This window comes from Kribbella sp. CCNWLW201 (genome assembly GCF_037203805.1).
Taxonomy (GTDB): Bacteria; Actinomycetota; Actinomycetes; order Propionibacteriales; family Kribbellaceae; genus Kribbella.
On the sequence record NZ_JBBCBQ010000003.1, the window covers coordinates 322,935 to 335,233 of the forward strand.

Below are 12,299 nucleotides of genomic sequence, written 5' to 3' on the forward strand. Positions count from 1 at the left end.
GGAACGATTCTTACCCGTCCAGGAAAATCCTTTGCAGCATGTGCCAGTCCTCAGGATGAGCGGCGATGCCCTTCGCGAACGCGTCGGCGCAGCGCTGGGTCATCGCGGCGGTGCCGCCGTCCGGGTCGATCGCATCGTGGAAGGTGATCACCAGGTGCGGACCGTCGTAATGCAGGGTCGCCGGGATCAGCGGGGCGCCGGTCCGGAGACTCAGCGCAGCCGGGCCAGCCGGCATCCGGGACGGGCGGCCGAAGAACGTGACCGGGACGCCACGCTCCGACAGATCCCGGTCGGCCACCAGGCAGACGAAGCCACCGGCCAGCAGCCGTTCCGCCAGGACACCGGTGACGTCCTGATCGCTGCCGGTGAGCGGGAGGACTTCCATGCCGAGCTTCTTGCGGTAGGCAATGAAGCGGTCGAACAACGACTCCGGCCGGAGCCGCTCGGCGACCGTCGACACCGGCATCCCGGTCCGGCCGGCCCAGGCGCCGGCATGGTCGTAGTTCGCCAGATGCGGGAGCGCGCAGATCACCCCGCGACCGGCTGCGTAGGCATCGCGCAGCAGTTTCTCGTTGACCGTGCGGACCCGGCCGACGATCTCGTCGTCGGACCACTCGGGCAGCCGGAACGCCTCCTGCCAGTAGCGCAGGTACGACCGCATCCCGTCCCGGGTCAACGCATCGAGATCCGCGTCCGGACTGACCACGGCCAGGTTTCCGCGCAACCGCCGTACGCCCCGGCCGTTCCGCCGTACGACCTGATCCGCGGCCTGGTGGAAGATCCAGGTGACCGTCTTCTCGGGCAGGCGTCGTACCAGGGTCCAGGCCAGGGCGAACGCCAGATCGACCACCCGCTGGCGAAGGCCGTCCATCAGCTCTTGGCGTCGGGTTCAGCCGGAGGTTCGGTGGGTGCCGGCGGGGTGTCGAGGCCGGCGTTCGCGGGGTCGGCGAGGACCTGCTTGCGGACCGAGAGCGAGCGCTGGATGACCGTGATCGTGCTGGCGATCGCGAGCGCCCAGAGGACGATCTTCAGCAGGATCGGCAGGTTGAGTACGTCGGAGAAGAACCCGATCACGAGGACCGAGACCAACCGGTCCGCACGCTCGGCCAGGCCACCGCTCGCCTTCAGACCGAGGCTCTCCGCCTTCGCCCGGGCGTACGACGTGGTCGCGCCCATCACCAGCGCCCACAGGGTGACCGCGGCCATCAGGTTGGAGTCGCCGGCGTCCGAGTTGGCGTAGTACAGCACCAGGCCGCCGAAGACCGCGCCGTCACCGAGCCGGTCGAGGGTGGAGTCCAGGTACGAACCCCACTTCGACGACGTCCCCGACGTCCGGGCCATATAGCCGTCGATCAGGTCGGAGAAGACGAAGCAGGTGATGACCACCACGCCCAGCCAGATCTGGCCGCGCGGGAAGAAGATCAGCGCACCGGCGGCCACACCGACGGTGCCCACCAGTGTGACCACGTCGGCGCTCACGCCGAGCTTGAGCAAGAGGTTGGCGATCGGCGTGATCACCTTGGTCCAGAACTGCCTGAATCTGTTAAGCATGGCGACGCGATCGTAGTCGAGCCGGATCACTATCCGGTCACACACCACCCAACCAGCGGCCAATGGTCGGTGATGAACCTGCGCGATGACCGGTTTCGCGCGATGCTTGGAGGCACTGGGAGGTGCTGCCATGCGACGGACGGGACGGTTCGCCCGCTGCGCCGTCGCCTGCGCACTCGCGCTCGGCCTCGTGGCCTCCGGCTGCTCCGTCGCCCGTCGCGCCGACGGCGTCCGGCCGGTCCCCAGTCCGTCGCCGGCGCCGGCCGTCGTACCGACCGTGATCGCGCCTCCGCAGGCCGAGGGACTCGACGGTACGGCGGGAGCACCCGGACCACAGGCGTGTACGGCGATCACCGGCGCACTGACCGCGTCACTCCACGTCACCGTGACCGCGAAGCCGGGCGCCTGGAACGACGGCGGCCTCCCGGCCCTGGACCTCTGCACGCTCCTGGTCGGCAGTCGGCCGGTCACGATCGGGGTCAGCGCGCTCGCCCGACAGCCCGACTCCCTCGACCGCCTGCTCACCGGCGTCCTCTCACCCGAGCCGCTGCCCGAGCTCGGCCCGGACGCCAGGATCTCCGAATCACGGATCGTCTTCCCGGTCGGCGACCGCGTGGTCCGGATCGCCCCGTTCGGCGGGATCGTCCCCAACCCGGCGGACGGCATCGACCGTGAGCAGGCTGTGAAGATCGCGTTGGCTGCGCGGGACGCCGTACCGAAGACTCTCCGGAACGCGCGGCAGTCCGACGCCGCGTGCCAGGTGTCGAACTCGGCGGCCGAGCGGTTCGTCGGGGCGCATGTCCAGTTGCGCCGGGACTACCGGGTGAACGGTGCGCTGACCTGTATCTGGGGGACGTTCGACGCCACGGTGGCGGTCGTCGAGGCGTTCGACCAGCCGACCATCCCCGAGGCCCAGCGGGTGCCGCCGCCACGCCTCGCGCCGATCGGCCGGCCCGGCTACTACCTGCCCGACGAGGGTGAACTCGTGTTCCGCCAGGGCCGCCGCGTCGTCCGGGTCACCGGCCTGACGAACCCGCCGCGCGAGGTTTCGCTCGACACCTTGCTCGGCATCGTCGACCCCCTGCTGCCACTCTTCCTGCGCTGAAAACTTTCCGGTCCAGTCCGGCGTCCAACCCTCAATCGACACCGTCATTGGGGGTGGTGGTTCATGAGCAGGATCTCCAGGTACGGCGGATTACTGGCCGCCGGAGTACTCGGAACCGGAATGCTGACGACCGGTACAGCGTCAGCGCAGCAGAACACGACGACAGCGCCCTGCCGGATCTCGGTGGGCTCGGTGACCGCTGGGGGCGATCACCGGATGCAGACCTTCGCCGCCACGGCACCGGTCACCAAGGTCAGCGACAAGCTCGTCGCCAAGGACGTCTTCGCCGACGGTCAGGTCGCGATGAGTGCGGCGATCCGCTACGGCACGGGCGAAGGCTCGGAGTTCCACAGCGGTCCGGTGGTCATCGGATCCGTCCTCTACGACACCACTTATCGCACGCCCGTCGGCGGCGGAACGGTGTCGGACAAGCTGTTCACCCGCGTCGGGCCGGGCTGGCAGAACTACAAGACGCTCGACCGGTCGACGTACCGCACCCGCGCGACGGAGTGGTCGCTGCGCAACGACGGCACGATGGAACGCCGTACCGTCAAGTCCGACAACGGCCGCATCTACCGGCACTACGACGGCTGGCAGTCGAACTTCCGGGGTGTGAAGGGGCTGGCGCTGATCAGCCAGACGGCGACCTACGACACCTTCCTGATGACGCACACGACTGGTCGCCTCTACACCGCGCGGTTCCCGGTGGCCGGCGGTCACATCATGGCGTCGACGGTCAAGCCGATCCGGATGTCGACCTGGCAGGTGTTCGAGACCCTGGTGGCGGCACCGTGCGGGAACGGCACTGTGGTTCTTGCGATCGACCGGGACACCAAGGCCGGCTACCTCTACTCGGTCGGCCACGCGAACGGCCTGTCCACGGCGATCAAGGGCCTCGGCAAGGTCCCGGCCACCTTCAACGACCCGGTGTACTTCCGCTGGGCCAACTACACCGATCCGCTGCTCTTCGGTGAGTGATCCAACACCTCATCGCCCCGTCTCTCGTCGAGAGGCGGGGCGGTTTCAATTGGCGGCAACTTTCTGGTGCAGACCGGCATCCAACGTCCGACAACACAGAAACTGGGGGTTGGTTCTCATGACCAAATGGATCAAGTACGGGGGCTATCTGGCTGCCGGGGTGCTCAGCACGGGGATGCTGACGACCGGTCTGGCCTCGGCGCAACCGAGCACCACCACAGCACCGAGCCAGACCACGGCGCCCTGCCAGGTCTCGGTCGGCTCGGTGACTGCCGGCGGCGATCACCGGCTGCAGACCTTCACGGCGGCCGGCACGCGGATCACCGACAAGATCGTTGCCAAGGACATCTACCCGGACGGGCAGGTCCGGCTCAGCGCGACGATCCGCTACGGGTCCACCGACGTCGGCGGCGAGGCGCACCAGGGCCCGGTCATCATGGGCTCGACGATGTACGACACGAGCTACCTGACGCCGACCGGCGGCGGGACCGTGTCGCAGAAGCAGGTCACCCGGGTCGGGTCCGGCTGGCAGGTGTACCGGACACTCGACCGGTCCACCTACGTCACCGCCACCAAGCAGCGCGACACCGAGTACTCGCTGCACACCGACGGCACGCTCTACCGCCGCAACGTCACCTACAAGAGCGGCGTCGCGTCCCGGCAGATCACCGGCTGGCAGTCGGGCTACAAGGGTGTGAAGGCGATGACGCTGATCAGCCAGACGTCGACGTACGACACCTTCCTGATGACGCTCACCAGCGGCAAGCTCTACACCGCGCGGCTGCCGCTGGCCGGTGGGCACATCATCCCGGGCGTCGTGAAGCAGGTGCGCGGCTCGACCTGGCAGGGGTTCGAGTCGCTGGTGGCGGCGCCGTGCGGCACCGGCACCCTGCTGCTCGGCATCGACAAGGACACCGGCTCCGGCCACCTGTACTCGGTGGGGCACGCCAACGGCACGGCCACGGCGATCAAGGGCCTCGGCAAGGTCACCGGCTCGTTCACCGACCCGGTGTACTTCCGCTGGACCAAGTTCACCGACCCGCACCTGGCCGGCGAGTAGTCGCCAGCAACGCAGAATCGCCCCACCCGCTGCTACGGGTGGGGCGATCTGTTGTTTACGGCTCGCTGGGCCAGGACTTGGCCAGTAGGGCTCTGGTGTCGGGGAGCAACTGCGGCAGCACCTTGGTGTGTCCGATGGCCGGCATGAAGTTCGTGTCCCCCGACCAGCGCGGTACGACGTGCTGGTGCAGATGGGCCGCGATCCCGGCACCGGCGATCTCGCCCTGGTTCATGCCGATGTTGAAACCGTGCGCCCCCGACACCGTCCGGATCGCCTGCATCGCCTGACGAGTAAGGGTTGCCACGTCGGCGACCTCGTCCTCGGTCAGCTCGGTGTAGTCGGCGACATGCCGGTACGGCACCACCATCAGATGCCCGGGGTTGTACGGATACAGGTTCAGCACCGCGTACGCCGCCGTACCCCGATACACGATCAACGCGTCGGCGTCCGGCAACCCCGGCAGCCGGCAGAACGGGCACCCCGACCCGGCCTCGGCACTGGTCGGCTTGTTCTCCCCCTCGATGTAGGCCATCCGATGCGGCGTCCACAACCGCATGAACGGATCCGGCACCCCGACGCCGTCCTGCGGCACCACCTCGCCCGGTGCGTAGGGCGAATCCGGTACGGCGCCGGACGGCTGGTCGGGGGTATCCGTCATACCTGGACGCGCTTCGCGACTGCCTCGACGATCTCGGTGATCGCGTCGGCGATCGGGACGCCGTTCTTCTGCGAGCCGTCGCGGTACCGGAACGACACCGAGCCGGCCGCCATGTCGTCGTCACCGGCGATCAGCATGTACGGCACCTTGGACTTCTGCGCGGTACGGATCTTCTTCTGCATCCGGTCGTCGGACGCGTCCACCTCGATCCGGATCCCCTGCGCCTTCAGTTGCGCGGCAACGTCGTACAGGTAGTCGACATGGCCGTCGGTCACCGGGATGCCGATCACCTGGACCGGGGCCAGCCAGGGCGGGAACACGCCGGCGTAGTGCTCGGTCAGGACGGCGACGAACCGCTCGATCGAGCCGAACAGGGCGCGGTGGATCATCACCGGGCGCTGCCGCGAACCGTCCGGCGCGGTGTACTCCAGCTCGAACCGCTCCGGCAGGTTGAAGTCCAGCTGGATCGTCGACATCTGCCAGGTCCGGCCGATCGCGTCCTTGGCCTGGACCGAGATCTTCGGGCCGTAGAACGCAGCGCCGCCCGGGTCCGGGACCAGCTCGAGACCGGAGCCCTCGGCAACTTCCCGGAGCGTCTCGGTGGCCTCTTCCCACACCTCGTCGGAGCCGACGAACTTGTCCGGGTTCTTGGTCGACAGCTCGAGGTAGAAGTCGTCCAGGCCGTAGTCGGCGAGCAGGCCGAGCACGAACGTGAGCAGGTTGCGCAGCTCGTCGCGCATCTGCTCGCGGGTGCAGTAGATGTGCGCGTCGTCCTGGGTGAAGCCGCGGGCCCGGGTCATGCCGTGGACGACACCGGACTTCTCCAGCCGGTAGACGGTGCCGAACTCGAACAGCCGCATCGGCAGCTCGCGGTACGACCGGCCGCGGGCGGCGAAGATCAGGTTGTGCATCGGGCAGTTCATCGGCTTCAGGTAGTAGTCCTGGCCCTGCTTGCGGATCTGCCCGTCCGCGCCGCGCTCCTCGTCCAGGTGCATGGGCGGGTACATGCCGTCGGCGTACCAGTCCAGGTGGCCGGACGTCTCGAACAGGTGCGCCTTGGTGATGTGCGGTGAGTAGACGAACTCGTACCCGTCCTCGACGTGCCGCTGGCGGGAGTAGTCCTCCATCACCTTGCGCAGTACGCCGCCCTTCGGGTGGAACACCGCGAGACCCGAGCCGATCTCGTCCGGGAAGCTGAACAGGTCCAGCTCGGTGCCGAGCTTGCGGTGGTCGCGCTTGGCGGCCTCCTCCAGCCGGGTCAGGTGCGCCTTCAGCTCGTCCCGCGACTCCCACGCCGTACCGTAGATCCGCTGCAGCTGCGGGTTCTTCTCACTCCCCCGCCAGTACGCCGCGGCGGTCCGCATCAGCTTGAAGTTGCCGAGGTACCCGGTCGCGGGCACGTGCGGACCACGGCACAGGTCCTTCCACGCCACCGAGTCGTCCCGCCGTACGTTGTCGTAGATGGTCAGCTCGCCGCCGCCGACCTCGACACTGGCGCCCTCGGCCGCATCCGCCGCCGAGCCCTTGATGCCGATCAGCTCCAGCTTGTACGGCTCGGCCGCCAGCTCGGTGCGTGCGTCGTCGTCGGAGACCACCCGGCGGCTGAACCGCTGCCGCTCCTTGATGATCTGCTGCATCTTCTTCTCGAGCTTGCCCAGGTCGTCCGGCGTGAACGGCGTGGGTACGTCGAAGTCGTAGTAGAACCCGTTCTCGACCGGCGGGCCGATGCCCAGCTTCGCCTCCGGGAACAACTCCTGCACTGCCTGCGCAAGCACGTGCGCGGTCGAGTGCCGGATGATCGCCCGGCCGTCGTCGGACCCGGCCTTCACCGGCTCGATCTGGTCACCGTCCGCGACCGGCCGCGACAGGTCCCGCAGCTCACCGTTGACCCGGGCGGCGATGGCGGAGCGGTCCTGGCCGAAGATCTCGGCGAACAGCTCCCCGATCGTCGTCGTCTCGGTCACACTCCGCTCAGCCTCGCCCTCGACGCCGATCAGATGGACCTTGACTTCCGACACGTTCACTCCTGTGTTCTCAGGCGTCCCGCGGAACTGCGGGCCGCTCACGCACAGATGGTATCGACTCCGCCACCTCGGCCCGACGCCGTATCCACAGGTCCGGGTCACCTGACGAAAGTCGGGGGTACGTCCAGCCGTAGGTCCGATGTGGCCGGGGTGCCCGAATTCCTAGGTTCGAGTCAACGAACCCAATCAGGAGGGGCCCCGGCGTGATCACGCTCGAAGGACTCAGCAAGAGGTACGGCGACACCACCGCGGTGGACTCGCTCGACCTCACCATCACGCCCGGCCGGGTGACCGGCTTCCTCGGGCCCAACGGTGCCGGCAAGTCGACCACCATGCGGATGATCCTCGGTCTGGACACCCCGACCGAGGGCACCGCACTGATCGACGGCCGCCCGTACGCCGCCTGGCCCCGGCCACTGACCAAGGTCGGCGCCCTGCTCGACGCCAAGGCCCTGCACCCGCGCCGGAGCGCGCGCAACCACCTGGTCGCGATGGCGCAGAGCAACGGCATCCCGGTCAGCCGGGTCGACGAGGTGCTGTCGGTCGTCGGGCTCGACTCGGTCACCCGGAAGCGTTCCGGTGAGTTCTCGCTCGGCATGGGCCAGCGACTCGGCATCGCCGGTGCACTGCTCGGCGACCCCGAGGTGCTGATATTCGACGAGCCGGTGAACGGCCTCGACCCGGACGGTGTCCGCTGGGTCCGCCGGCTGATGCGTTCACTCGCAGCCGAGGGCCGGACGGTGTTCGTGTCCAGCCATCTGATGAGCGAGATGCAGTTGACCGCCGACCAGCTCGTGGTGATCGGCCGTGGTCGCCTGATCGCCGACGCACCGGTGGCCGACGTGATCGCCGGCTCGTCCCGTACGACGGTCGTCGTACGCGTGCCGGATCGCGCGGGCCTCGTCGTACTGCGGGAGCGGCTCACGGCTGAGGCAGAGCGGGTGGAGTCAGCGGACGACCGGTTGATCGTGACCGGCGTACAGGCGGAGCGGGTGGGTGACCTCGCGCACGAGCTCGGTGTGCGGTTGCACGAGCTCCACACTGAGCACGCCTCGCTGGAAGAGGCGTACATGGAGCTCACCGCCGACAGCGTCCAGTACGGCGTTGCCTCATGACTGACGCGATCCTGCACCTCACCGAACAGCTGATGTCGTCGTGGTGGATCTATCTGGCGCTGTGGGGGTTCGCGGCGCTGGACGGGTTCTTCCCGGCGGTGCCGAGCGAGACGCTCGTCGTCACGGCCGGGGTGTTCGCGGCCACCGGTCAACCCAAGCTGTGGGGCGTCATCGTGGTCGCCGCAGCCGGAGCCTTCGTCGGGGACCACGTGTCCTATGCACTGGGTCGAGGGGCTGGCGGCCGACTCCTGGACCGGCTGCAACCAGGGACCAAGCGGTACGCGATGAGTGTGTGGGCGCAGCGAGCACTGATCGAACGCGGCGGACTGGTGCTGGTGGTGGCTCGCTACATCCCAGGCGGCCGGACCGCCGTCACCCTGACGATGGGCTCGGTCCGCTACCCACTCCGCAAGTTCTCGTTCTTCGCCGGGCTCGCAGCGATCAGCTGGGGCGTGTACTGCGCTCTGGTCGGCTACATCGGCGGCAAGGCCTTCGAGGACAACCCGCTCAAGGGCGTCATCCTCGGCATCGGTCTGGCCCTCCTGGTCACGTTGATCGTCGAGGTCGTCCGGCACCAACTCCGCAAGCGTCAGGCTCGAGCCGAGGTCGAGCCCGAACTCGTAGAAGCAGGGGAAAGATGACTACGGCAACTGTCACCCTCAGGTCGAGGTCCCGGCTCGCAGACACGGTCCGCTCCGAATCGACCAAGCTGTGGACGGTCCGCTCGAGCTGGCTCAACATCGTGTCCGCCTTGGTACTGACCGCTCTGCTCGGTGTCCAGTTCGGCCTCGGTACGGCGTACGACGCCGAGCAGGGCCAGATCCTGGAGCCGCGGCCCGTCGGTGAGTTCGGCATCTCGGTCGTCCTGATCCTGCAGGTCCTCGTCGCCGCGTTCGCCTTGCTGACGGTCACCTCGGAGTACGCGACCGGCGCCATCCGCTCGACCCTCCAGTGGACTCCGGTACGGCGAAACGTCGTACTGGCCAAGGCGGTCGTGCTGACACCTGTGCTGTTCCTCTACGGCCTCGTGCTGGCCGCGATCGCAGCCATCGCCGGAGGCCTGACAGCGGGTTCCTGGGCCGACTGGGATGCGGGCTCCTTGGTGACGGACCTCGTCTCGGTCGCCTTCTACCTAACCGCGGCCGGCCTGTTCGCCGCCGGCATCGCCTGGATCATCCGCAGCACCGCCGGCACCCTCACCGCCGCCTTCCTCCTCCTGATGGTCCTCCCCCTCATGCTCAGCCAAAGCACCCTCCGCCCCCTCATCTGGACCGCAGCCCTCCTCCCCGGCGGCGCCGGCCAAAACTTCCTCACCAACACCACCGATCCCCTCACCCCCACCCTGAGCGCCATAGTCCTAGCCACCTGGGTAGCCGTAGCCCTCGTCCTAGGCGCCCGCACCCTGTACCGCCGTGACGCCTGAAAACACGAAGTCGCCCAGGCCGACGGGGGGCCTGGGCGACTTTGGGGTGTTGGTCAGCGGGGGACGTTGAGGGCGATGGTGATTTGTTCGGAGACCTTGGCGGCCAGTTCGAGGCCGGCTCGGCGGGTGGCGGGTTGGAGGGCCGAGTGGTCGAGGGCGCCTTCGGCGGCGATGTGCGGGTCGGTGGGGATGTCGACCACGGCGGCGGCGCGGGACTCGAAGTACGGCCGGAGCTGCTTCTCGACCTCCTTGTTCACATCGCCGGGGCCGTTCGAGACCGCGATCACCGCGCGGCGGATCAGCCGCTGCGCCTCCGGGCCCTGGTTGTCCAGCTCTTCCAGCATCTGCACGGCGGCCGCACAGGACAGGCTCTTCCACTTGATCGGGATGACGAGGGCGTCGGCCGCCTTCATCGCCTCACGCCAGTTGCTGGAGCCTTCGTTGTTCCCGGTGTCGATCACCAGGACCTTGTAGAACCGGCTCAGCAACCGGTGGATCTGGTCGAAGTCCTTCGCCTCGATCTGCGCGTACGTCGTGGTCGCAGACGTCAGCACGTCGTACTGACCGGCCACCTGGTGACGCAGGTACGCCGCGACGTCGCCGAGCCGGGCATCCGGCTGGGTCAGCATCGGCATCGCCTGCAGCATGTCCGTGACCGTGGACCGGCTGTTGGTGTCGTGCGTCCGCAGGTGCATGTTGCCGCGCAGCTCGTTGTTGTCCCACGCGACCACACCGCCACCACGGGCCTGACCGAGAGCGCCGGCCAGCAGCAACGTGGTCGGCGTCTTGCCCGAGCCGCCCTTGGGGTTGGCGACGACGATCGTCACCGGACGACGGAACGCGGTCGCTGCGGTCGCCCGCGCGATCCGCTCCAACCGCTCAGCGCTACCGGGACGCAGCCGCAGCGCACTGCGGATGCCGCGCTCGGCCGGAGCCTCCCGCGGCAGCGGCAGCGCCTGGATCAGCTCGTCGGTCCGGTACGACACCTCGCGCGGCTGCTGCGGTGCGTTCTGACCGGGAATGCCCTGCGGGAAGAAGTGCTGCGCGGCGGGAGACAACTGCTGGGCACCCTGAGCCGGAGGACCCGCCGCCGGACCACCTGCGGCCGGACCACCTGCAGCCGGGCCACTGCCGTAGCCCGAGCCGTGGAAGGACGAACCACCAAAGACCGGCGCACTAGTGCCCTCGGCAGCACCCGGTGCCTGGTCGTCGCTGTCAGCCTTGGCCTTGTCGGTCTCGTCCGGCTCACCCGCCGGCTGTGTCCACGAGCTGCTCGACTCCGTCGCCGGCTGCGCCCAGGAGGGAGCGGGCGGGACCTCCGGCTGCTGACCCCAGGAAGACGGCTGGGGGCTAGCGGGCTGGGACCACGAGTCGCCCGGGAAGTCCGGGGACAGCGCGTCCGGCTTCTCGTCGGCGTCGGCCACGGACTCGGGGTCGTCCGCGGGCACCTGGTTGGGGTCGGGCTGGGTCCAGGAGGGGGTCGGTTGCCACATTCTCCGGACCTCGGCCGCCGCCGCTTCCCGGTCCTTGTGCTGTCCGGAGTTGTGCGAGTCGGTCACGACCTGGATCCCCGATTCTGTGAAAGGGGGCGCGGTGGCCCCCGAGGTTTCTGTATCGATTCCGGAGGTGAGGTCTCCGGGAGACGTCCACTATCCCATGACCGGGTGTCCACACGGCGTCACCACCCGGAGCGTCGGACGACCACCGTCCCAGGCGGTCAGCTGGCGACCAGACCGGCTTCGTAGGCGACGATCGCGGCCTGCACCCGGTTCTTGACGCCGAGGCGGAGCAGTGCGGCGCTGACGTAGGCCTTGACCGTGCCTTCGACCAGGAACAGACGCTGGGCGATCTCCGCATTGGACAGGCCCGCGCCGACCAGGCCGAGCACCTCCAGCTCACGAGGGGTCAGTACGGCGACCTGCTCCTTGGCGGCCGCGGCCCGGGCCATCGCTCCGCCGCCGGCACCGGCGCTCAGCTCGGCGATCACCCGCTGCGCCACCCGGGGCGACAGGTACGCGGCACCTTCCGCGACAGCTTTCAGCCCGGCGATCAGTTCCCGGGGATCGCCGGACTTGAGCAGGAAACCGCTCGCCCCGTCGCCCAGAGCCCGGGCGATGTACGCGTCCTCGGAGAACGTCGTCAGGATCACCACCGCCGTGTCGGGCATCGTGCGCCGGATCTCCGCGCCGGCGGCCAACCCGTCCATCCGCGGCATCCGGATGTCGAGCACGGCCACGTCCGGCCGATGCCGCCGTACCGCCTCGACCGCCTCGATGCCGTCCGCTGCTTCGGCAACGACCTCGATCTCGTCGTCGGTGCCGAGGATCGCCTTGACTCCGGCCCGCACCATCGCCTCGTCGTCAGCCAGCAAAACCCTGATCACGC

At 68.6% G+C, this 12,299-nt stretch carries 12 protein-coding genes; 6 read left to right on the forward strand and 6 right to left on the reverse strand.

Annotated elements, in window-relative coordinates; translation table 11 throughout:
• Positions 1-10: 10 nt before the first annotated feature.
• Both V9K99_RS16915 and pgsA read right to left on the reverse strand, forming a co-directional pair.
• Entirely contained in the window at positions 11-871 is an 861-nt protein-coding gene (locus V9K99_RS16915; protein WP_337000029.1) for a phosphatidylinositol mannoside acyltransferase, read from the reverse strand.
• Positions 871-1,551 (reverse strand): phosphatidylinositol phosphate synthase, encoded by a 681-nt coding sequence (gene pgsA / locus V9K99_RS16920; RefSeq protein ID WP_337000028.1) that lies wholly within the window; start codon positions 1,549-1,551, stop codon positions 871-873. Before pgsA ends, V9K99_RS16915 begins: the two co-directional genes overlap by 1 nt.
• Before the next feature lie 130 nt (positions 1,552-1,681).
• Between pgsA and V9K99_RS16925 the strand changes: the two genes are divergently transcribed.
• The 3 genes from V9K99_RS16925 to V9K99_RS16935 all read left to right on the forward strand — a co-directional run bounded on the left by V9K99_RS16925 (position 1,682) and on the right by V9K99_RS16935 (position 4,694).
• The gene (locus tag V9K99_RS16925) at positions 1,682-2,656 is read left to right on the forward strand and encodes a hypothetical protein (RefSeq protein ID WP_337000027.1); all 975 of its coding nucleotides are present in this window, start codon (positions 1,682-1,684) and stop codon (positions 2,654-2,656) included.
• Positions 2,657-2,719: 63 nt separating this feature from the next.
• A complete protein-coding gene (locus V9K99_RS16930) occupies positions 2,720-3,634 on the forward strand; it encodes a hypothetical protein (protein WP_337000026.1) in 915 nt (304 codons plus the stop codon).
• A 118-nt stretch (positions 3,635-3,752) separates the two neighbouring features.
• Positions 3,753-4,694 (forward strand): hypothetical protein, encoded by a 942-nt coding sequence (locus tag V9K99_RS16935; protein WP_337000025.1) that lies wholly within the window; start codon positions 3,753-3,755, stop codon positions 4,692-4,694.
• A 55-nt stretch (positions 4,695-4,749) separates the two neighbouring features.
• On the opposite strand, the gene V9K99_RS16940 is transcribed toward V9K99_RS16935, so the two are convergent.
• Both V9K99_RS16940 and thrS read right to left on the reverse strand, forming a co-directional pair.
• Entirely contained in the window at positions 4,750-5,250 is a 501-nt protein-coding gene (locus V9K99_RS16940) for an HIT family protein (protein ID WP_442914698.1), read from the reverse strand.
• A 98-nt stretch (positions 5,251-5,348) separates the two neighbouring features.
• The gene (gene thrS, locus V9K99_RS16945) at positions 5,349-7,370 is read right to left on the reverse strand and encodes a threonine--tRNA ligase (RefSeq protein ID WP_337000023.1); all 2,022 of its coding nucleotides are present in this window, start codon (positions 7,368-7,370) and stop codon (positions 5,349-5,351) included.
• Between the two features lie 209 nt (positions 7,371-7,579).
• On the opposite strand from thrS, the gene V9K99_RS16950 reads away from it, so the two are divergent.
• The 3 genes from V9K99_RS16950 to V9K99_RS16960 are packed head-to-tail and all read left to right on the forward strand — an operon-like array spanning position 7,580 to position 9,914.
• Entirely contained in the window at positions 7,580-8,491 is a 912-nt protein-coding gene (locus V9K99_RS16950; protein WP_337000022.1) for an ABC transporter ATP-binding protein, read from the forward strand.
• Positions 8,488-9,132 (forward strand): DedA family protein, encoded by a 645-nt coding sequence (locus V9K99_RS16955; protein WP_337000021.1) that lies wholly within the window; start codon positions 8,488-8,490, stop codon positions 9,130-9,132. Before V9K99_RS16950 ends, V9K99_RS16955 begins: the two co-directional genes overlap by 4 nt.
• Positions 9,129-9,914 carry an ABC transporter permease gene (locus V9K99_RS16960; RefSeq protein ID WP_337000020.1) on the forward strand — a complete coding sequence of 262 codons (786 nt, stop codon included), beginning with the start codon at positions 9,129-9,131 and terminating at the stop codon, positions 9,912-9,914. Before V9K99_RS16955 ends, V9K99_RS16960 begins: the two co-directional genes overlap by 4 nt.
• A gap of 53 nt (positions 9,915-9,967) precedes the next feature.
• On the opposite strand, the gene V9K99_RS16965 is transcribed toward V9K99_RS16960, so the two are convergent.
• Complete coding sequence (locus V9K99_RS16965; protein ID WP_337000019.1) at positions 9,968-11,473, reverse strand: MinD/ParA family ATP-binding protein; 1,506 nt, start codon at positions 11,471-11,473, stop codon at positions 9,968-9,970.
• A gap of 158 nt (positions 11,474-11,631) precedes the next feature.
• Positions 11,632-12,297: a response regulator transcription factor gene (locus V9K99_RS16970; protein WP_337000018.1), complete on the reverse strand. Its 666-nt coding sequence runs from the start codon at positions 12,295-12,297 to the stop codon at positions 11,632-11,634.
• Positions 12,298-12,299: the final 2 nt, after the last annotated feature.

What these genes read in the sequence shown, in the direction of transcription:
- V9K99_RS16930 (WP_337000026.1), top strand. Translation starts at nt 2,720, where the DNA reads ATGAGCAGGATCTCCAGGTACGGCGGATTACTGGCCGCCGGAGTACTC.
- V9K99_RS16940 (WP_442914698.1), bottom strand. Translation starts at nt 5,250, where the DNA reads ATGCGGTTGTGGACGCCGCATCGGATGGCCTACATCGAGGGGGAGAAC.
- V9K99_RS16925 (WP_337000027.1), top strand. Translation starts at nt 1,682, where the DNA reads ATGCGACGGACGGGACGGTTCGCCCGCTGCGCCGTCGCCTGCGCACTC.
- V9K99_RS16955 (WP_337000021.1), top strand. Translation starts at nt 8,488, where the DNA reads ATGACTGACGCGATCCTGCACCTCACCGAACAGCTGATGTCGTCGTGG.
- V9K99_RS16960 (WP_337000020.1), top strand. Translation starts at nt 9,129, where the DNA reads ATGACTACGGCAACTGTCACCCTCAGGTCGAGGTCCCGGCTCGCAGAC.
- V9K99_RS16935 (WP_337000025.1), top strand. Translation starts at nt 3,753, where the DNA reads ATGACCAAATGGATCAAGTACGGGGGCTATCTGGCTGCCGGGGTGCTC.
- pgsA (WP_337000028.1), bottom strand. Translation starts at nt 1,551, where the DNA reads ATGCTTAACAGATTCAGGCAGTTCTGGACCAAGGTGATCACGCCGATC.
- V9K99_RS16915 (WP_337000029.1), bottom strand. Translation starts at nt 871, where the DNA reads ATGGACGGCCTTCGCCAGCGGGTGGTCGATCTGGCGTTCGCCCTGGCC.